Below are 20560 nucleotides of genomic sequence, written 5' to 3' on the forward strand. Positions count from 1 at the left end.
TGCGGACCGCCCGGCAGCCCCCCCGGGACCGGCGCCTGGCCGGTCACCGGCGGGCGTGGTCGCGGAACCCGCGACCGGTCTTGCGGCCCAGGCAGCCGGCCGCGACGAGGTGCTCCAACAGCGGTGCGGCGGCCAGCCCGGGCTCGCGGAACTCCTGGTGCAGCACCTTCTCGATGGTCAGCGAGACGTCCAGGCCGACCACGTCCAGCAGCTCGAACGGACCCATCGGGTAGCCGCAGCCGAGCTTCATCGCGGTGTCGATGTCGTCCACCGTGGCGTAGTGCTCCTGGAGCATCCGGACCGCGTCGTTCAGGTACGGGAAGAGCAGCGCGTTCACGATGAAGCCGGCCCGGTCGCCGCACTCCACGGCGTGCTTCTTCACCGTGCCGCAGAGCGCCAGCACGGTGCTGGTGACGTCCGGCGCGGTCAGCACGGTGGAGACCACCTCGACCAGCTTCATCGCCGGGGCCGGGTTGAAGAAGTGCATGCCGATCACGTCCTGCGGCCGCGAGGTGGCGGTCGCGCAGCTGATCACCGGCAGGCTGGAGGTGGTGGTGGCGAGCACCGCGCCGGGCTTGCAGATCTTGTCCAGGGCGGCGAACAGCTCGCGCTTGACCGCCAGGTCCTCGGCCACCGCCTCGACCACCAGGTCGGCCTCGGCGAGATCGGCGTACCGGCCACTCGGGGTGACCAGGGCCAGCGCGGCGTCGCGCTGCTCGGCGGTCAGCCGGCCCTTCGCCACCGAGCGGTCCAGCGAACGGGCCAGCTGGGCCTTGGCGTTGTCCGCCTTCTCCTGGCTGCGGGCGGTCAGGATCACCGGGTAGCCGGCCTTGGCGAACACCTCGACGATGCCGGTGGCCATCGTGCCCGAGCCGCAGACGCCGACGCCGCGCACCTCGCGCCCGGCCACCGGAGCCACCGCCGAGCTGCCCGGCTCCGCGACCACCCGGGACGACCCGGGCGCCTGGTAGGTGTAGAAGCCGCGGCCGGTCTTCCGGCCCAGCAGCCCGGCCGCGACCAGCTGGCCGAGGATCGGGGCGGGGGCGTGCAGCCGGTCCTTGGACTGCTCGTACATCGCCTCCAGCACCGTCCGCGCGGTGTCCACACCGATCAGGTCGAGCAGTGCCAGCGGGCCCATCGGCAGGCCGCAGCCGAGCCGCATCGCGGCGTCGATGTCCTCCCGGGTGGCGTACTTGGACTCGAACATCGCGGCGGCCTGGTTGAGGTAGGCGAACAGCAGCCCGTTCACCACGAACCCGGCCCGGTCGCCGGCCGCGACCGGCTCCTTGCCCAGCTCGCGGGCGAAGTCGGCGGCCTGTGCGGCGACCTGAGGGGTGGTCAGCACGGTGCGCACCACCTCGACCAGCTTCATGGTGTGCACGGGGTTGAAGAAGTGCAGGCCGAGCACCCGCTCCGGGCGGGCGGTGGCGGCGGCGATCCGGGTCACCGAGAGGGCGGTGGTACCGGTGGCCAGCACCGTGTCGGGCGGGCAGATCCGGTCCAGCTCGGCGAAGATCTCCCGCTTCAGCTCCAGCTGCTCGGGGACCTCCTCGATCACCAGGTCGGCGGTGGCAGCGGCGTCCAGCCGGTCGCCGACCGAGATCAGCGCCAGCAGTTCGGCGCGCTCCTGCGCGGTCAGCCGCTCGCGGCGGACCGCCTCGGCGGTGCTCTCCTCGATCCGGGCCAGCGAGCGGGCCGCGCTGTCGGGGTTGGCCTCGATGCCGATCACCCGGCGTCCGCTGTGCGCGACGGCGACGGCGATGCCGGCGCCCATGGTGCCGAGTCCGACGACCGCGACGGTGGGGAAGGGACGCTCCATTGTCCTGACTCCTTGTCATGGGACCCCGCGCCGCCCGTCCGTGCCGGGCGCACCCGCTCGTCGTCGAGCGGCGGCCGTCAGGGCAGGGAGGAGGGTACGGCGGAGCGGGGAGAAGGTGATGACGGTTGCGGCGTCACGCGGCGGGCCGGTCCGCTCCGGCCGCGCCGCGGCTGTGCCGTGGTACTCAGGCGCACTGAGAAATGTCGCTGTGCATCGCGCTGAAGTCCCGTACCGCGTCCGGAAGGCGTGCGATCGCACGGCGGACGGCGGCCCCGCCAGTGCGGCTCCCGAAGCCCGGCGGTGGTGCGTGCGGTCACTGTAGCGAAGTTACTCCGAGGTAGGAAGGGGCCCGGCGGGCCGCTTTCGAGTGCGGTGGACGGCCGACGGCCCCCGCTCCTGGTGGGAGCGGGGGCCGTCGGGCGGTACGGGTGGATCAGTGCACGAGCACCGGGATGGCCTCGTCCGCACCGTCGGCCGAAGCCTGGTGGGCGTCCGGACGGCCGGTGTTGATCAGGACCCCGGCGATCGCCCCGGCCAGCAGCATGATGCCGAACGAGCACCAGATGGCGATCTGGAAGCCGTGCACCATGGCGTCCAGCTGGAGCACCTTCGGGTTGGTGGCGCCGGCCGCGTGCGAGGTGAAGTACGAGGTGGTGGCGCTGGCCGCGATGGTGTTCAGCAGCGCGGTGCCGATGGCGCCGCCGACCTGCTGGGAGGTGTTCACCATGGCCGAGGCGACGCCCGCGTCCCGCGGCTCGACGCCGTAGGTGGCCAGGCTCATGGCCGGCATGAACGCGGTGCCCATGCCGAGGCCCATCAGGACCAGACCCGGCAGGATCACCGTCGGGTAGGAGGTGTCGGTGCCGATCTGGGTGAGGATCAGCAGACCCAGCGAGGCGGTCACGAAACCGGGGGCCATCAGCTTGCGCGGGGCCACCCGGGTCATCAGCCTGGCACCGATCTGGGTGGAGCCGATGATCATGCCCGCCACCATCGGCAGGAACGCGACGCCGGTGAGCACCGGGCTGTAGTCCAGGACGACCTGGAGGTAGTAGGTCAGGAAGAGGAACAGCCCGAACATCCCGATGATCGCGACACCGAGCGAGAGGTACACGCCACCCCGGTTGCGCTCCAGCAGCACGCGCAGCGGCAGCAGCGGGGCCTTCACCTTGGACTCGACCAGGACGAACAGCGCGAGCAGCAGGGCGGAGGCGACGAACAGGCCGATGGTCAGGCCCGCACCCCAGCCGTCCGACTCGGCCCGGGTGAAGCCGTAGACCAGCGCGACCAGACCGGTGGTGACCAGCAGCACCCCGGGGATGTCCAGCTTGCTGCGGTTGCGGCCCTCGGCGGGCTCGCGGATCACCAGGATGGCGCCGGTCGCGGCGACCACCGCGAACGGGATGTTGACGAAGAAGGTCCAGCGCCAGTTCAGGTACTCGGTGAGCAGACCGCCGAGGATCAGACCGATGGCGCCACCGCCACCGGCGATCGCACCGTAGATGCCGAACGCCTTGGCCCGCTCCTGGCCGGTGGTGAACATCACCGCGAGCAGCGAGAGGGCGGCCGGGGCGAGCAGCGCGCCGAACACGCCCTGCAGAGCACGGGCGCCGAGCAGCATGCCGGTGTTGACGGCGGCGCCGCCCAGCGCGGAGGCCAGCGCGAAGCCGATCAGGCCGACGATGAAGGTGCGGCGACGGCCCCAGAGGTCGGCGATCCGGCCGCCGAACAGGAGCAGGCTGCCGAAGGCGAGCGCGTAGGCCGTGATGACCCACTGGCGGTTGCCGTCGGTGATGCCGAGGTCCGCCTGGGCGGAGGGCAGGGCGATGTTCACGATGGTGGCGTCGAGGACGACCATCAGCTGCGCCAGGCCGATGAAGGCGAGCGCCTTCCAGCGACGTGGATCGGGCGGTGCGACGGTTCCGGACATGGAGGTACCCACTTAGGTGCGAGGTTCTGAACGAGCTGGAGTGCTGACGCGCCGGATGTTCGGGGCGGCGCGGAAGTCGATGGGGTGTCAGGCGGGCGGTCGGGGGTGGTGCGGGGCCGGGCGCGGCGTCAGCCGGATCGGCGGAGGTCCTCCATGGTCACGGCGTGACCGGGCAGCTCGGAGCGGGCCGGGGCCCGCATCCCGTCGAGCAGGATCTGGAGGTGCCGGTGGACGAAGCCGTCCACCGAGATGCAGTCGCTGCCGGGCAGCGGCCGGGTGAGCTGGGCCACGGTGGCGAGGTAGTCGCCGGCGCCGATGTCGGCGCGGAGCAGCCCGGCCCGCTGGGCCCGGGTGATCAGCTCGACCACGGTGGCCTGCAGCTGCTCGCCCGCCTGCTCGAGCTCGGGGTCGTCGGGGTCGCCGTGCTGGGAGATCATCGGGCAGAGCGCGCTGATCCGCTCGTCGGCGGCCGCGTGCGTGAAGCGGGCGACCGCCGCGAACGCGTCCGGCTCCTCGGTCATCGCGGCCCGCGCGTGACCGACCATCTGGTGCATCACCGAGAGGGTGACGTGGTGGATCAGCTCGCGCCGGTCGGCGAAGTTGCGGTAGACCGTCGCGTTGCCGACACCGGCCCGGCGGGCGATCTCGTCGAGCGGGACGTCCGGCCCCTGTTCGACGAACGCCTCGCGGGCGGCCTCGATGATCCGCGCCCGATTGCGCGAGGCGTCGGCCCGCAGGCGTGGCGCGGTCGCCTTCTCGGCGGCGGTGACAGTCATGGTCCAACTCCCCTCGGGCCCCCGTACCGGGGACTGGTTCCCCGGATAACTCGAACATAGCGTCAAACGGGGAGACTGTCCCCGGATATTTCGGCCGATGGTGTGACCTGCATCACATCGGAAAACCGGTGGGTTGACAGCGCGGCGGCCGGTTAGGGTGAGCGCCGCGGGGGCGGCTCCGCGGCGTGCTTCCTTCTCACTCACTGTAAATGAATCCGAGTGCGCCCATTCTCCGCCCCCGCACTGACATCTCCGCCCGGGGCACCGCTCCGTGAGGCGTCCCGAGGGGGAAGAAGCCACCGCGATGAGCCGCGATCTCGACACACTCCTGCTGCACCGCCAGGGCCTGGTCGTCGTCCCGACCCGCCCCGGCGGCGAACCGGACCGGCGCAGCCGGGACGGGCTGACCGTGCTGGAGTCCGACCTCGCGCTCCTCGGCTACCGGCTCACCGCCCCGCTGTACGCCGCGCTGGCCCGGCAGAGCCCGGTCGCGCTCCGGCAGACCGGTACCGAGCTGCTCAGCCGGATCGACCTGCTGCTCGGCAACGAGCGCCGCCACCGGCCGCTGTTCCACGGTTTCCCGGACCAGGTGCCGGCCGACGCGCACCTGCTGTACTCGGCCCGGGTGCTCGCCTTCCTGCGCAACCAGCCGCACCTGGGGTGCAGTTGGTGCGAGGACGGGCCGGTCGTCGAGCTGTCCGGCCCGTGCGGACACCTGCTCTGCCAGGACTGCCAGGACGTCGCCGAGCCGTTCGCGGGCTGCCCGCTCTGCGGCACGGTGCCGACCGGCGAGGACCCGCCGCCGCCCAGCCGGGAGATCCCGGCCGACGCGGTGCTGCGGCCGCTCCGGCTCGCGGTCGAACCGGCCGCCGCCGCCCAGGTCGAGCTCGGCCGCCTGCTCGCCCGGCAGACCCCGCTCGCCCCGCAGGACCGCGAGGACCTCGCCGTCCTGCTCGACAACGCGCCCGCCGATCCCGGAGGTTGGCTGCCCGCGACGATCCCGGTCCGGGAGACCAAGGCCACCGTGCTGGCCGAACTCCTGCACCGCGACCTGCCCGGTACGCTGCCCGCGCTGGGTGCCCGGCTCGACACCGCCACCGACGTGCTGCGGCTGCTCTGGGCCTGGAGCGGCGCCGAGCCCGACCTGCTGGCCGACAAGCCGCCCCGGCTGCTCGCCGTCCCGCGCCCGCTCCGGCGGACCCTGCTCGCCGCCCTGGACGCCCTGCCGCCGGCCGGAGCGGCCGAGGACATGCTGCGCCACCGAGCCGCCTGGCAGCGCGCGGGCGAGGTGCTGCACCCGTACGAGCACCACCGCCGGTACCCGAACGCGGCCGCCGCCTTCGCGGTGGCCCGGGGCACCGACCTGCTCCAGCACCCGCTCGGCGACCACCTGTTGGCCGCCCCGCTGCCCGTCGCCGGTACCGCCGGCGGGCGGAACCGGCTGACCGTCACCACCTTCGCCGCCCGGGTCGAGGCCGCCCTCGCGACCGGCGACGTGCCCGGCGCCGTCGCACTGCTCGCCCACCGCCCGGGTGAGCTGGCCCGGCGACTGCACCACCTGCTCCGCACCCACCACCGCTGGGCACCCGACGCGCCCTGCCCGCCCGCGCTGCTCGCCGTCCTGCCGGACGCCCTGCGCCGGGTCGCGCCCGGCCCGCTGCTCGGCGCGTACGGACGGCTGCGCGCGCCCCGGCCCGACAACGAGCGCCGGCTGTACTTCCCGCGCGGCCACACCGCGCACACCCATGCCCGTACCGACTGGGGCAGCGCGCTGCCCGCCCGGATCGGTGCGCCCGTCTGCGAGCTGATCGAGGCCGAGCTGCTGCGCCGGGCCGCCGACCGGCCCCGGTACGATCTCGCCCTGCTGGACGAGGAGTTGACCGGCCTGACGGTGCCGTCGGCGGAGCGGGCCAGTGCCCGTTCGCTGGTCGCGGTGCCGCGCGGCAGCGTGCTCCCGCTGCCGGACGGTGCCCGGCTGCGGCTCTTCCTGTACTGGCTCCAGCCCAAGGGCGTCCGGGTCGACCTCGACCTCTCGGTGGCGTTCTACGACAAGGACTGGGCGCTCACCGGCCTGTGCGACTACACCAAGCTGGTGCACGGCGCCCGGACGGCGGTGCACTCCGGCGACTTCACCTCGGCGCCGAACGGCGCGACCGAGTTCGTCGACCTCGACCTGGCCGGGCTGGCCGCCGCCGGGGCCCGGTACGCCGTGGTCGTGGTGTTCAGCTACAACGACATCCCCTTCGACGAACTCCCGGACGCCTACACCGGTTTCATGACCCTTGGCGCGCCCGGCCGGTCCGCCGGTCCGCTCGACCCGAAGGCCGTCACCCAGCGGCTCGACCTGGCCGGCGCCGCCCGGGTGGCCCTCCCGATGATCGTCGACCTGGCCGAACGCCACTGGACCTGGACCGACCTCAACCTGGGCGGCACCGGCGGCCTGCACGACGTCCGCCGCCACTCCGGACGCCTGGGCACGCTCGCCTCCGACGTCCTGCACCACTTCACCCCGGGCGCTCGGGCCACTCTCGGTGACCTGGCCTTGGCCGCCGCGGCGGCCGGCACCGACCAGGTCCTGATCCGCTCGGGCGGCACGGTCGCCACCTACCACCGCGCCCCGGACGAATCGGTCGGAGCCTTCGCCGCCCGTATCCGCGACCGCCAGCAGCCGGACCGCACCGCCCCGTTCGACCCGGGCGTGCTCACCGGCCGGCACGCCTTCCTGGCCCTCCTGAACGGCGATCTCCCCGCCGCCCCCACCCCGACCGGCACCCTCTACCGCCTCTACCCGGGCGCTCTCGACGCCACCCCGGGCCTCGACCGGCTGACGGCCGGCGACCTGGTCGCCCGCTTCGCCCCGGAGGCTTAGGCCGACCGGCACATGGTGGGTGGCGCCGGGGCACGGGCCTTCTTGCCCGGCATCGGGCAGGAGGGGCCCTTCGCCGCCTTCTCGTCGGGTGTCGATGCTTCGCATGGACTCTCCTCCAGCCTTCGGCCGGGGCCCCTTCTCGGCGCCGCCGAGGCACGCACCCCGCAGAGACATCAGCCGCTGACGCGGCGGGCGCTCCTTCACCCGCCCATTATGTGCCGGTCGGTCTCAGTGGTCGGCTCCGGAAGTCCTTCGGGGGTTGACTCCGGAGCCCCTGTGGTGTCTGGTGTCTGGTCAAAGGCACGGGGGCGCCGAGGTAGAGCCGGCAAGCGCAGTCCAGCGCTGCCTGGGAGCTCCGGCACGAGTCTTGACGGCACTGCGGCGGGCTCGGACTGACGACCGCCTTGCACTCTGAATAACGTGCGCCCACGCTGCTGGCCACACGGCTGCGAAATCACGGGGGATAGCAGGATGAAGGCGAAACGCATAGGCAAGTCCGTGTTGGTGGCGACCGTCGCGCTCGCGGCGGCATTCGCCCTGCCGGGGACCGCCAACGCTACCTGGAGCGGTCCATTCGGTGACAGCTGCCGGGACACTGTCATCGTCCCGAACTCCGGCGGCATCGGCGTCAACGGGCAGATCAACGTGTGCGTGGCACCCAGCGCCACGTTCGGCGGGCAGAATCACCCCCACCAGATCTGGTGGGACGCGCAAACCATCAACGTCTATCCCGACAGCGTCTATGTGTCGCTCTGGCACTACAACGGGCCGGGCAGTGCCACGTTCACTGGGGTGAGCAGGCAGCTCTCTTACAGCGGCAACTGGGCCCTCGGCAGCTTCGGCGTCAGTGACTGCGACAGGTACCTCGTGGGCATTGGCTACTGGAAGGGCGGCTCCTGGCACGGTACTTGGCAGAGCCCTCCCGCCTACGCCTGCTGACCCAGGGCCCGCCTCGACAGCGAACACCGACGAGGATGCGACCTTGAAGCCTCGTGACGGCCCGTCAGCCTACTGCCGGGCCGTCACGCTGGCTGCGCCAGTCTGGTTCCCCTTTGCCCCAGCGCCACGGCCCGTACCTGCAGACCGCAATCGGCCGCGACCACGAGGCGGCGACGGTCCGCCGATGCGGGGGCGGTCCAGCCGGGTGGCCGGACCGCTGGGCGGGGTGGTTCACACCTGTGCCATGCCGCCGTCCGCGAAGAGTTCGACGCCGGTGATGAAGCTGGAGGCGTCGCTCGAGAGGAAGACCGCGGCCTTCCCCATCTCGCGCGGGTCGGCGATCCGTCCGGTCGGGTTGCCCTCTCCCATGGTCTTGACGGCGGCGTCGACTTGGTCGCCTCCCTGGGCCATCGCCAGTGCGCTGCGCAGGGAGCCGGTGTCGACCGCGCCGGGGCTGAGGATGTTCATTCGGATGCCTGATCCCTTGGTGTCCTGGATCCAGGCCCGGATGAAGTTGCGTACCGCAGCCTTCGAGCCGCCGTACAGGCTCATCCCGCGCGGCGGCTGGATGGACGCCGTGGAACCGATGATGACGACCGTGCCGCCGGGCGGCAGCAGCGCGAGCGCGGGCTGAACGGTGAAGAGGACGCCCTTGGCATTGACGTTGAAGGTCCGGTCGAACTGCTCCTCGGTGATCGCGCCGAGCGGGGCGTGCGCGCCGATCCCGGCGTTGGCCACGACCGCGTCGAGTCGCCCGTGACGCTCCTTCACCTGTCGGTAGGCGGCCTCCATGTCGGCGAGCTTGGTGACGTCGGCCACGATGCCCGAGCAGTTCGGCCCGATCGCCGCGACCGCCTCGTCGAGCGCCTCCTGGTGCAGATCGGTGATGACCACGCGGGCGCCGTTGGCGACGAACTCCTGCGCGATGCCCAGGCCGACCCCGGACGCGCCGCCCGTGACGACGGCGACCTTTTCTACGAGCGAGAGACTCAACTCTTCTCCTTTGGATGAGTGGATTGCCATGTGCTGCGTTCGCAGCGGGAGTCGTACGAAGGTGAATGCCCGGGGCGTGGCGGGGCTGGGGCTGGTGGCCTGGCCGGTGCTCCCGGGGCTGGCGGCCGTGGCCGCGCCACGTCGGGAAGGCGGAACGGAGGAATGCATGCGCTCGTGTGCGGCGGATGCGGGCCTGCATGGCCTAGAGTGGAAGTGGAGGCGCCTCCATTTCCCTCACTGTAAGTGGAGGCGTCGCCGGTTGGCAAGCTCGGGACGACAGGAGACCGTGGATGGCCAGGGAGACAGGGCGCCCGCTGCGGGCCGACGCGCAGCGCAACCGGGACAAGATCCTCTCGGCCGCGGTGCGCGTCTTCGCCGAGGACGGACTGGAAGCGCACCTGGAGCGCATCGCCAAGGAGGCCGGCGTCGGCTCCGGCACGCTCTACCGCAACTTCCCCACCCGGGAGGTCCTCATCGAGGCCGCCTACCGCAACGAGCTGATCCGGCTGTGCGACGCGGCCCCCGACCTGCTGGCCGTGCTCGCCCCGCGTGAGGCCCTGCGCGCCTGGACGGGCCGCTTCATCGACTACGCGACCGCCAAGCTCGGCATGGCCGACGCCCTGCGCGCCCTCGTCGAATCCGGCGTCAACCCCTACGCCCAGAGCCACGAGATGATGATGGCCGCCCTGGCCTCGCTTCTGGCCGCCGGAGTCGAAGCCGGCACCATCCGCTCCGACATCGGCGCCACCGACATGTTCGCAGTCCTCACCGGCATCGCCCTCACCTCGGGAAAGCCGGAACAGCGAGAGCAGGCCGAACGCCTCCTGGACCTCACCCTGGACGGCCTGAGCACCGACCGGCGTTGACCAGGGGGAGGAGTGGGACGGCATCCTCAGGCGCCCGCTGCAGATCCCTGGTGAGGTGGGCGGTTTCCGGACGAGGGGGCCTTGGCCGACTCCGGCCTGTCGGGCGTGCGCCCCTCCAGTCCGGTCGCCGTGGAGGGGTCGGCAGTCTTCCGCAGTCACGAGCGTCCGCCAGTAGGTGCTGGCAGCAGGGCGGGCGCGGTTCACCCGATCATGGAGTTCTCGACGCTTCATGATCACCGGGGGATCCGTGCCTGCTGTCCCCTCATGCATTCTCGACCCGATCCGCGACCAGGTCCCCGCGCTTCTTCCCGTGCGCGCTGACCGGCACCCGCTGGGCCGCCACAACCCGAGGATCGGCGACGTCCTCGTCTTCGACCGGCTGGTACAGGTCCTGGTCTTCGGCTGCGGATGCGAACGCGCTCACGCCGGACGAGCTGACCGCCATCGCGGCGAGCCCGCACTGGAGCAGGTGAGCGCCCGCCGGGGTGTAGGGCGCCGACGTGGCATTCACTCCCTATTCATTGCAACGAGGGTATCTCGCTGACGTTGCGTTAGATTCGGATCCATTGCAACAAAACTATAGCCTCTGCCTGTGTAAATAGAATTTCTGTGCAACGACTCTGTTGCCAAACCTCTGAAGGCAACGTAGCGTTTCTCTCATCAGAAACAACGAGCCAGAGGACAGCACGATGCAGAAGTTCGACACCCCCGCCCCGATCGCCCTCGCCCTCGACGTCCCCGCAGGACGCGTCCGGCTGATCGCCGCCGACCGCCTCGACAGCACGGTCGAGGTCCGTCCGGCGGACGCCTCGAAGGGCCGCGACGTGAAGGCGGCCGAGCAGGTCACCGTCGAGTACGGCGACGGCGTCCTGCGGATCGGGGCCGCACCGGCGGGCCACCGGATTCTCGGCAACTCCGGGGCCGTCGAGGTGACCGTCCAACTCCCCTCCGGCTCCCGGGTGGTGGCGACGACGGCCGCCGCCGGGTTCCGGAGCGTCGGGCGGCTCGGCGAGGTCACCTTCGAGGGCGCGCAGGGCCCGGTGGACCTCGACGAGACCGCCGGTGCCCGGCTCACCGTGCTGGCCGGCGACGTCTCGATCGGCCGGCTGGGTGGCCCGGCGGAGATCAGCACCCAGCAGGGCTCCATCCGGATCGCCGAGGCGGCGGGCGGCACGGTCGTGCTGACCACCCGGTCCGGCGACATCACGGTCGGCGCCGCGCCGCACGTCTCGGCGGCCCTGGACGCCGGCACCGGCCACGGCCGGATCCACAACGCGCTGCGCAACGCCGACGGCACGGCCGCCCTCACCATCCGGGCCACCACCGACCACGGCGACATCACCGCCCGCAGCCTCTGATCCCCGCCCGGCCCCGACCGCACCCCCACTCCTGGAAGAAGACCCGACCATGACCAGCAATCAGCAGTCCGCCTGGACCGGCATGGTGTCGATCGAGGACACCGCACTGGCCGTCACCGACACCGGCGGCCCCGGCCGTCCGGTGGTCTACCTGAACGGCTCCTACGCCGACCAGTCGCACTGGCGCCGCGTCATCGCCGAACTCGGCGGCGACTTCCGGCACATCACCTACGACGAGCGCGCCCGGGGCAGGTCTCGGCGCGCCGGCGACTACTCTTTCGAGGCGTGCCTGCGCGACCTGGACGCCGTCCTGACCGCCAGGGGCGTGCAGCGGCCGATCCTGGTGGGCTGGTCCTACGGCGCCATGCTCGCCGTGCACTGGGCCGCCCGGAACCCGGAGCGTGTCCACGGGGTCGTGTCGGTGGACGGTGCGCTGCCGCACGAGTGGCTCGACGACGCGGCGCGGGCCCAGATCCGCAAGCTGTTCCGCCGGTTGAGCCCGATCTTCCCGGTAGCCCGCCCGCTCGGGCTGGCCGCGCGGATGAGTGCGGCGCAGCACGCCGAGATCAACATCGAGATCAACGAGCTCTGTGCGCCCGCCGTCCTCGACCCGGTCTTCGACCAGCTGACCGTCCCGACCCGGTACGTGCTCGCCACCGGCGGCAACCTCGGTGGCGACCCGGAGCTGATGGAGCAGATCCGCGCCAACCTCGACCCGGTGCTCGCCCGCAACCCGAACATCCGGCTCAGCAGCAAGGTCCCGAGCAACCACTCCAAGATCCTCCGCCGGGACTTCCGCGCCGTCGCCGACACCGTCCGCGAACTCGACACCGTCCACGAGCGCGCCACCGCCCGTGAGCGCGCCACCGCCCGTGAACTCCAAGCCGGTTGAGCGGTGTCGCCCGGCGCCGCCCGCCCGCCGGAAGCCACCCGCACGGGTGGCCGAGTACCGCCGGCCGAGTGATGGTGTGCACCCCCGAGCGCGGCGGCGGGTGAGCATGGACAGCATGAACAGCGCCCCGTCCCGCGCCGAGCGGGCTGCCCAGGCCCGGCTGGTCACCGCCCGGCTGACCGGCGAAGGTGTCGACGGGGTGGCGACCAGCTGGGTCGACAACTCCGGCATCAGCCGGGTGAAGACCTTCCCCGTAAGGCAGTTGGAGCACGCGGCGGAGTGGGGCCTGGGAGCGGCACCGAGCTTCGACGTGTTCCTGCTGGACGACTCGATCACCAGCAGCCCGTTCAGCCAGGGCCCGGTCGGGGACCTCCGGCTGATCCCCGACCTCGACCGACTGGTGCCGCTGGCCGCCCAGCCCGGCTGGGCCTGGGCCCCGGCGGACCGGTACGCGCAGGACGGAACGCCGCACCCCGGCTGCCAACGGCGGTTCGCCCGGCGGACGGTGGCGGCAGCGGCGCGGCGCGGCCTCACCGTGCAGGCCGGGATCGAGGTCGAGTGGGTGGTCACCGACGCCACCGGTGCCCCCGCCACCACCGCGCCGGCCTACGGGCTGCACCGGTTCGCCGACCTCTCCGACTACCTGCGGGACGTGCTCCGCGCGATGACGGACCAGCAGCTGACGGTGCTCCAGCTCCACCCCGAGTACGCACCGGGCCAGTTCGAGGTCTCGGTGGCCCCGGAGGACCCGGTCGGCGCGGCCGACACCACCGTGCTGGTCCGGCACACCGTCCGCGCCGTCTCGGCCCGGCACGGCCTGCGGTCCACCTTCGCGCCCGCGCTCACCCCCGGCGGGGTCGGCAACGGCGGCCACCTGCACCTCAGCCTCTGGCGGGACGGTCACAACCTCGGCCACGGCGGCCCCGGCCCGCACGGCCTGCACCCGGAGGCGGAACAGTTCCTGGCCGGCACGCTGGAGCACCTGCCCGCGCTGCTGGCGCTCGGCGCACCGAGCGTCGCCAGTCACCTGCGGCTGCAACCCGGCCGCTGGTCCGGCCCGTTCCGCTGCTGGGGCCTGGAGAACCGGGAGGCCGCGCTCCGGCTGATCAAGGGCTCCACCGCCGGGCAGGCCAACGCCGAACTCAAGTGCTTCGACGCCACCGCCAACCCCTACCTGATGATCGGCGGCGTCCTGGCCGCCGGGCTGGACGGCCTGGACAGCGGCAGACCCCTCCCGGACGAGGTGAACGGCGACCCGGCCGCCCTCGGCACGGTCGAACGACTCCCCGCGAGCCCGGCCGAGGCGGCGGCGGCGTTCGAGTCCTCCGTCCTGCTCCGCGAGGCGCTCGGCGCCTCGCTGCACGCCGCCGTCCTGGCGGTCCGGCAGGCGGAGATCGAACTCTTCGCCGGGAGCGCCCCCGAGCAGATCGTCGCGGCGACGGTCGGCAGGTACTGACCGGTGATCGACCAGCACTGCCACAGCGTCACCCTCGCCGACCTCGACGCCCCCGCCTTCGCGAGCCTGCTCACCGAGTCCGACCGGCCGCCCCGCCCGGGACCTCACCCCTGACCCGACGTCAGGGCGGTCCGACCTTGGGTCAGCCGAGGCCGAGGAGGTGGTCGCGGAAGCCGGCGCCGAAGGCGGTCGGGGTACCGTCGTAGCCGGTGATCAGGGCGGGGCCTGAGTTGCAGTTCCAGGTGTTCCAGGTCCAGCCGAGGTAGGAGAGCTTCCTGCCGTCGAGCCAGGACATCACCTGGTCGATGAAGGCGTGGCCGCAGGTGTTCTCGCCGATCTCACCGGCGACCAGCGGGACCTGGGCCGCGACCGGGGCCAGGGTGGAGTTCCAGCAGGCCGCGGTGGAGCAGGTGTTGAAGTTGTACACGTGCCAGGCCGCGCCCAGGTTGCCGGTCGGGTCGGTGGGCTTGTGGGCGAGCCACTGGCCGAGGTCGTTGGAGTAGGCCAGGCCGCCGAGCAGGATGACGTTGCCGGCACCGGTGGCCCGGACGGCGTTGACCAGCGTCTGCATGCCGCTGACCTGGTACCCGATGCCGGGACAGGCGCTGCCGCCGTCCCGCCAGCACAGCCAGCCTTGGGCGGGCGAGGACTCGGACCGGTCCGCGTACGGCTCGTTGAACAGGTCGAAGACCACCGAGCCGGTGCCCTTGAAGGTCTCGGCGACCGAGCTCCAGAACGGGACGGCGTTCGCACCCGGCATCGGCTTCTGGCAGGTGGCGTTGGCGTCGGAGCAGCCGGACGAGTTGCCGGTGTACAGGCCCCGGCTCCAGTGCAGCTCGACGATCGGGGTCAGCCCGGCGGTACGCAGTGAGTCGACCCAACCCTTGATGGCGGCGCGGTAGTTGGCGCCGCCGTAGGCCGGGTCGACGTTCGGCTGGCCGAGCCAGCAGTCCTCGTTGAGCGGGACCCGGACGGCGTTCACCTTCCAGCTCTTGATCGCGGCGATCGCGGCGGCGTCCACCGGCCCGTCGAAGATCCCGTACCCCTGGACGCACATGTACTCGGTGCCCGAGCGGTTGACCCCGTGCAGCACGACCGGCGAACCAGCGGCGTTGACCAGGGAGTTGCCGGAGACCCTGAGGTCGGGTGCGGCCCCGGGAGGGGTGGACGGCGTCGGCGACGGCGACGGCGAGGGCGAAGGCGACGGCGACGGCGACGGCGACGGCGACGGCGAGGGGGACGGTGACGGCTGACCGTTGCACGCCACCCCGTTGACCGAGAACGACGTCGGTGCCGAATTCACCCCGCTGTAGGCGAAGTTGGCGCCGGGGGTGGCGTTGCCGCCGGGGGCGATGGTGGCGTTCCAGGACAGGTTGTTGACGGTGACGTTCTTGCCGCTCTGGGTCCACACCCCGCTCCAGCCGCTGCCGGAGAGGGTCTGGTTGCCGGTGTAGGCGTAGGTGAGGGTCCAGCCGTTGAGGGCGGCCGTCCCGACGTTGTTGATCTTCACGTTGGCAGTGAAGCCACTGCCCCAGTCGTTCACGGAGTAGTCGACGGTACAGGCGACGGTGGCGGCCGAGGACGAGCCGGCGATCGGCCCGACCAGGGCGGCCGAAGCCGCCAGCGCGGCCCCGAAGGCGAGCGCGGTGTGGCGCAGGGACATGTCCCGCTCCTAGCTGGTGACGGCAGAAATGGGCGCGCTCCCACAGGCCCGACCAGAAAGATAGCCAGCGGCCTCAGAGTTGCCAACTGCCCTGACTGCACAATCTCTTGACAGTCGCTCAGTCGCTCCCGATATTTGGGAGCGCTCCCACATTTGCGAGTGCCATGCCTCGCGCCCCGCGAACCGTCCACCCACCCGCAGGAGCCGTCAGATGTCACCCCCCACCTCCCGCAGTTCCCGCCTGCCCGCGCTCGGCGCGGCCCTCACGTTGCTGGCCGCCGGACTCACCACGTTCGTCGGCACCCCGGCCTCGGCGGCCGTGGTCCAGTGCGCCGTCGACTACTCCGTGAACGACTGGGGCAGTGGCTTCACTGCCAACGTGAAGATCAACAACGTCGGGACGGCCGCCCTCAACGGCTGGACCCTCACCTACGCCTACACCGGCAACCAGACCCTCTCCGGCAGCGGCTGGAGCGGGGTGTGGACCCAGAGCGGCAAGAACGTCACCGTCAACAACCTGTCCTGGAACGCCACCATCGCCCCCGGCGGCAACGCCACCCCCGGCGCCAACTTCGCCTACTCGGGCAGCAACGCCGCCCCCACCGCCTTCGCGGTCAACGGCACCACCTGCACCGGCGCCCACCAGCCTCCGGTCGCCACCCTCACCAGCCCGGCGCCCGGGGCGAGTTACGCCGCCGGGGCGGCCGTCCCGCTGGCCGCCACCGCGTCCGCGAGCGACGGGGCGGCCGTCAGCAAGGTGGAGTTCTACGACAACGCCACCCTGCTGGCCACCGACACCACCGCGCCGTACGCCTTCAGCTGGGCCGGTGCCGCCGCCGGCAGCCACTCGGTCTACGCCAAGGCGTACGACAGCACCGGTGCGACCGGCGAGTCCGTCCCGGCGGGCATCACGGTGGCGGCCGGCCCGGCCGTCACCGCGACGCCGGTCAGCCTCTCGGTCACCCAGGGCAAGACCGGCACCTTCACGGTGAAGCTCTCCGCCCAGCCCACCGCCGACGTCACCGTCAGCACCGCCCGCAGCTCGGGCAACACCGGACTGACCGTCAGCGGTGGCGCCAGTCTGACCTTCACGCCCGCCAACTGGGCCACCGCCCAGACCGTCACGCTCACCGCCGACGCCACCGGCACCGGCTCGGCGACCTTCACCGCCTCGGCCACCGGCCACACCGCGGCCGCCGTCACGGTGACCGAACTGGCCGCCGGTACGGGCGTCTACAACGACCGCTTCCTGCAGCTCTACAGCAAGCTGAAGGACCCGGCGAACGGCTACTTCTCGCCGGAGGGCATCCCCTACCACTCGGTGGAGACCCTGCTGGTCGAGGCGCCGGACCAGGGGCACGAGACCACCTCGGAGGCGTACAGCTACCTGCTCTGGCTGGAGGCCCAGTACGGCCGGATCAGCAAGGACTGGTCCAAGTTCAACGCGGCGTGGACGCTGATGGAGACGTACATGATCCCCACCCACGCGGACCAGCCGACCAACGGCTTCTACAACGCGGGCAAGCCCGCCACCTACGCCCCCGAGCTCCCGCTGCCGGGCAACTACCCGGCACAGCTCGACAGTTCGGTGACCGCCGGGCAGGACCCGATCGCGGCCGAGTTGTCCGGTGCGTACGGCACCAGCGACATCTACGGCATGCACTGGTTGCAGGACGTCGACAACGTCTACGGCTTCGGCAACTCGCCCGGCAAGTGCGAGGCCGGGCCGGCCGACACCGGTCCGTCGTACATCAACACCTACCAGCGCGGTGCGCAGGAGTCGGTCTGGGAGACCGTCCCGCAGCCGACCTGCGACAGGTTCGCCTACGGCGGGAAGAACGGCTTCCTGGACCTGTTCGTCAAGGACGCCTCGTACGCCAAGCAGTGGAAGTTCACCGACGCGCCGGACGCCGACGCCCGGGCGGTGCAGGCCGCCTACTGGGCGGACACCTGGGCCAAGGCGCAGGGCAACGGCGGCCAGGTGTCCGCCACCGTCGCCAAGGCGGGCAAGATGGGCGACTACCTGCGGTACTCGTTCTTCGACAAGTACTTCAAGCAGGTCGGCAACTGCGTCGGCCCGACCGCCTGCCCGGCCGGCACCGGCAAGAGCTCCGCGCACTACCTGCTCTCCTGGTACTACGCCTGGGGCGGCGCGACCGACAGCAGCGCCGGGTGGGCCTGGCGGATCGGCGACAGTGCCGCGCACGGCGGCTACCAGAACCCGATGGCGGCGTACGCCCTGGTGAACGACCCGGCGCTGGCGCCCAAGTCGGCCACCGGCAAGGCGGACTGGGCCACCAGCCTGACCCGGCAGATGGAGTTCGTGCAGTGGCTCCAGTCCAGCGAGGGGGCCATCGCGGGCGGGGCGACCAACAGCTGGGAGGGCAGCTACGCGACCCCGCCGGCCGGGACGCCGACCTTCTACGGGATGTACTACGACGAGGCGCCGGTCTACCACGACCCGCCGAGCAACCAGTGGTTCGGCTTCCAGGTCTGGGGCCTGGAGCGGGTCGCCGAGTACTACTACGCGAGCGGTGACGCGAAGGCCAAGGCCGTGCTGGACAAGTGGGTGACCTGGGCGCTGGGCAAGACGAGCTTCAACGCCGACGGCACGTACCGGATCCCGTCCACGCTGGCCTGGAGCGGCAAGCCGGACAGCTGGAACGCCACCGCACCCGGCGCCAACGCGGGCCTGCACGTGAGCGTGGTCGACTGGACCCAGGACGTCGGGGTGGCCGGCTCGTACGCCAAGCTGCTCTCGTACTACGCGGCGAAGTCCGGCAACGCGGCCGCGCGGACCGGGGCGCAGAAGCTGCTGGACGGGATGTGGGGCAACCACCAGGACGCCCTGGGCATCGCGGTGCCGGAGACCCGGACGGACTACAGCCGGTTCAAGGACAGCGTCTCGGTGCCCGCCGGCTGGACCGGGACGATGCCGAACGGCGACCCGGTCAACTCCGCCTCGACCTTCCTCTCGATGCGGTCCTTCTACCGGAACGACCCCGCCTTCGCCAAGGTCCAGGCGTACCTGGACGGCGGGCCCGCCCCGGTCTTCACCTACCACCGGTTCTGGGCCCAGGCGGACGTGGCCACCGCGATGGCCACCTACGGTGAGCTCTTCGGCTAGCTGACCGGCCGTCAACTCCTGCTGGGCGCACGGTCGGAAGATCGTGTGCCCAGGAGGAGGAGGCGGTGCGCACCTCTTGCGGAGGGCGGCCCGGGGTCACTAGCGTCCCGGGCAGTTCATGCACCTGCCATCCGTGGGTGCGGGCGGAGACTCGGGAGGGCCAACCCCTATGAGAGTTCCTCGGACAGGCCGGTTCGGACGCGGGATGGCCGGGCTGGCCCTGCTGGCCGCGGGCACGCTGACGCTGCCGGCCGGCACCGCCGTCGCGGCGACAGCCACCTCGGCGGAGACCGGGCCACTGCTCAACTACCTGGTGAACACCAAGGCCAACCACGGTCAGGTCAAGCTGGCCGAGCGCGCGATCGCCCGGGCCGGCGGCACGGTGGTGCAGTCCTACGAGCAGATCGGCGTGATCATCGCCCGCTCGGACTCGACCGCCTTCGCGGCCCAGCTGCGCGCGTCCCACCAGGTCGACTCGGTCGGTGCCAGCCGGACCAAGGCCGTCACCGCGGGCATCGGCGACGACACCGTCGAACTCGCCACCCCGCCGGCCGGGTTGCTGGTCGCCGGTGCCGACGAGCCGATGCAGGCCGACCAGTGGGCGCTGGGCACCATCGGTGTCCCCGAGGCGCACCGGACCAGCCTGGGCAGTCGCCGGGTGACGGTCGGGGTGCTGGACTCCGGCATCGACGCCACCCACGAGGACCTGGCCGCCAACGTGGACGCCTCGCAGTCGGTGTCCTGCATCGACAACGGCAGGCCGAACACCGACTTCCAGGCCTGGCAGCCCACCAGCAGCGACCACGGCACCCATGTCGCGGGCACCATCGCGGCGGCCAAGAACGGCAAGGGCGTGCTCGGGGTGGCCCCGAACGTCCGGCTGGCGGCGGTGAAGGTGGTGGACGACGGCGGCTACATCTACCCGGAGTACGCGGTCTGCGGCTTCGTCTGGGCCGGCGAGCACCACTTCCAGGTCACTAACAACAGCTACTACGTGGACCCCTGGCTGTTCAACTGCGCCAGTGACCCGGACCAGGCGGCCATCCTGACGGCGGTCCGCCGGGCCACCGCCTTCGCCGAGCGCAACGGCGTGCTGAGTGTCGCGGCGGCGGGCAACGAGAACATCGACCTGGCCCACAAGACCACCGACGACAGCAGCCCGGACGACACGGTGCCGGTGCCCCGGCCGGTGGACACCGGCTGCCTGAGCCTGCCGACCGAGCTCCCCGGCGTGGTGAACGTGGCCTCGGTCGGCGTGAACGGCGACAAGTCCTTCTTCTCCAGCTACGGCCAGGGCAAGATCACGGTGGCCGCCCCCGGCGGCGACTCCCGCTACCAGATCCCCGACACCCCGGCGCGCAACGGCCGGGTGCTGTCCACGATCCGGGGCAACCGGTACGCCTACATGCAGGGCACCTCGATGGCCTCCCCGCACGCGGCGGGCGTCGCCGCGCTGCTCGCCTCCAGCCACCCGTGGGCCGGTCCCGACCAGCTCCGGCGGATGCTGACCGGCCAGGCCACCGAGCACGCCTGCCCGACGGTCTTCGACCCGAGCGGTGACGGCGCCTGGGCGGCGGTCTGCCAGGGCGGCACCGGGCAGAACGGCTTCTACGGCGCGGGCATCGTGAACGCGGCCACCGCCGTGCAGTGGTGGCGCTGGTAGCCGAGCCGTACCGAGCGGGGGGGGGGGGGGGGGGGGGGGGGGCCCCCGGGGGGGGGGGCGGGGGGGCGGGGGCGGGGGGGGGGGGGGGGGGGGGGGGGGGGGGGGGGGGGGGGGGGGGAGGCGAGTTCGACCACGGGAAGGATGGTGTGGTCGACCCGGATCTCCCACAGGGTGAAGGACTGCGCAGCGGCCGCGCCCAGGGCCGGGAG

Annotated in this window: 14 protein-coding genes and 2 pseudogenes; 10 read left to right on the forward strand and 6 right to left on the reverse strand. The window is 72.1% G+C overall.

The annotated features are described in order from the left end of the window. Window positions 1-43: 43 nt before the first annotated feature. The 3 genes from ACIRPK_RS11455 to ACIRPK_RS11465 all read right to left on the reverse strand — a co-directional run bounded on the left by ACIRPK_RS11455 (window position 44) and on the right by ACIRPK_RS11465 (window position 4525). Window positions 44-1819: a 3-hydroxyacyl-CoA dehydrogenase family protein gene (locus tag ACIRPK_RS11455; protein WP_403036313.1), complete on the reverse strand. Its 1776-nt coding sequence runs from the start codon at window positions 1817-1819 to the stop codon at window positions 44-46. Between the two features lie 433 nt (window positions 1820-2252). Next, a complete protein-coding gene (locus ACIRPK_RS11460; protein WP_403036316.1) occupies window positions 2253-3749 on the reverse strand; it encodes an MFS transporter in 1497 nt (498 codons plus the stop codon). A gap of 128 nt (window positions 3750-3877) precedes the next feature. Further along, complete coding sequence (locus ACIRPK_RS11465; protein ID WP_403036319.1) at window positions 3878-4525, reverse strand: TetR/AcrR family transcriptional regulator; 648 nt, start codon at window positions 4523-4525, stop codon at window positions 3878-3880. A gap of 304 nt (window positions 4526-4829) precedes the next feature. On the opposite strand from ACIRPK_RS11465, the gene ACIRPK_RS11470 reads away from it, so the two are divergent. Together ACIRPK_RS11470 and ACIRPK_RS11475 are read left to right on the forward strand one after the other, a co-directional pair. Then, window positions 4830-7394, forward strand: a complete 2565-nt coding sequence (locus tag ACIRPK_RS11470; RefSeq protein ID WP_403036322.1) for an MXAN_6230/SCO0854 family RING domain-containing protein — start codon at window positions 4830-4832, stop codon at window positions 7392-7394. 471 nt (window positions 7395-7865) lie between these two features. Continuing rightward, window positions 7866-8333 carry a hypothetical protein gene (locus ACIRPK_RS11475; protein WP_403036324.1) on the forward strand — a complete coding sequence of 156 codons (468 nt, stop codon included), beginning with the start codon at window positions 7866-7868 and terminating at the stop codon, window positions 8331-8333. Between the two features lie 231 nt (window positions 8334-8564). On the opposite strand, the gene ACIRPK_RS11480 is transcribed toward ACIRPK_RS11475, so the two are convergent. After that, the gene (locus tag ACIRPK_RS11480; RefSeq protein ID WP_403036327.1) at window positions 8565-9326 is read right to left on the reverse strand and encodes an SDR family NAD(P)-dependent oxidoreductase; all 762 of its coding nucleotides are present in this window, start codon (window positions 9324-9326) and stop codon (window positions 8565-8567) included. 290 nt (window positions 9327-9616) lie between these two features. Here ACIRPK_RS11480 and ACIRPK_RS11485 point away from each other — a divergent pair, with 290 nt between their 5' ends. The 5 genes and pseudogenes from ACIRPK_RS11485 to ACIRPK_RS11505 all read left to right on the forward strand — a co-directional run bounded on the left by ACIRPK_RS11485 (window position 9617) and on the right by ACIRPK_RS11505 (window position 13898). Next, window positions 9617-10192 carry a TetR/AcrR family transcriptional regulator gene (locus ACIRPK_RS11485; protein WP_403036330.1) on the forward strand — a complete coding sequence of 192 codons (576 nt, stop codon included), beginning with the start codon at window positions 9617-9619 and terminating at the stop codon, window positions 10190-10192. Between the two features lie 247 nt (window positions 10193-10439). Continuing rightward, a pseudogene (locus tag ACIRPK_RS11490) lies at window positions 10440-10637 on the forward strand (IS5/IS1182 family transposase); the annotation flags it as partial. A 244-nt stretch (window positions 10638-10881) separates the two neighbouring features. Beyond that, window positions 10882-11550, forward strand: coding sequence for a DUF4097 family beta strand repeat-containing protein (locus tag ACIRPK_RS11495; RefSeq protein ID WP_403036333.1), 669 nt, complete (start codon window positions 10882-10884; stop codon window positions 11548-11550). 49 nt (window positions 11551-11599) lie between these two features. Then, window positions 11600-12442, forward strand: a complete 843-nt coding sequence (locus ACIRPK_RS11500) for an alpha/beta fold hydrolase (RefSeq protein ID WP_403036336.1) — start codon at window positions 11600-11602, stop codon at window positions 12440-12442. 115 nt (window positions 12443-12557) lie between these two features. Next, window positions 12558-13898: a glutamine synthetase gene (locus ACIRPK_RS11505; protein WP_403036338.1), complete on the forward strand. Its 1341-nt coding sequence runs from the start codon at window positions 12558-12560 to the stop codon at window positions 13896-13898. Between the two features lie 142 nt (window positions 13899-14040). On the opposite strand, the gene ACIRPK_RS11510 is transcribed toward ACIRPK_RS11505, so the two are convergent. Then, window positions 14041-15018 (reverse strand): glycoside hydrolase family 5 protein, encoded by a 978-nt coding sequence (locus tag ACIRPK_RS11510; RefSeq protein ID WP_403036371.1) that lies wholly within the window; start codon window positions 15016-15018, stop codon window positions 14041-14043. Between ACIRPK_RS11510 and ACIRPK_RS11515 the strand changes: the two genes are divergently transcribed. After that, a complete protein-coding gene (locus tag ACIRPK_RS11515; RefSeq protein ID WP_403036374.1) occupies window positions 14954-15151 on the forward strand; it encodes a hypothetical protein in 198 nt (65 codons plus the stop codon). The two genes, ACIRPK_RS11510 and ACIRPK_RS11515, sit on opposite strands and share 65 nt — an antisense overlap. A 17-nt stretch (window positions 15152-15168) precedes the next feature. On the opposite strand, the pseudogene ACIRPK_RS11520 reads toward ACIRPK_RS11515, so the two are convergent. Then, window positions 15169-15561: pseudogene (locus tag ACIRPK_RS11520) on the reverse strand (cellulose binding domain-containing protein); the annotation flags it as partial. Between the two features lie 211 nt (window positions 15562-15772). Here ACIRPK_RS11520 and ACIRPK_RS11525 point away from each other — a divergent pair. After that, on the forward strand, window positions 15773-18688 hold the full coding sequence (locus ACIRPK_RS11525; protein WP_403036341.1) for a glycoside hydrolase family 48 protein: 2916 nt from the start codon (window positions 15773-15775) through the stop codon (window positions 18686-18688). 205 nt (window positions 18689-18893) lie between these two features. After that, a complete protein-coding gene (locus ACIRPK_RS11530) occupies window positions 18894-20351 on the forward strand; it encodes a S8 family peptidase (protein ID WP_403036344.1) in 1458 nt (485 codons plus the stop codon). The last annotated feature ends 209 nt before the right edge of the window (window positions 20352-20560 follow it).

Origin of the sequence: Kitasatospora sp. NPDC101801 (genome assembly GCF_044766665.1) — a bacterium.
Lineage (GTDB): Bacteria > Actinomycetota > Actinomycetes > Streptomycetales > Streptomycetaceae > Kitasatospora.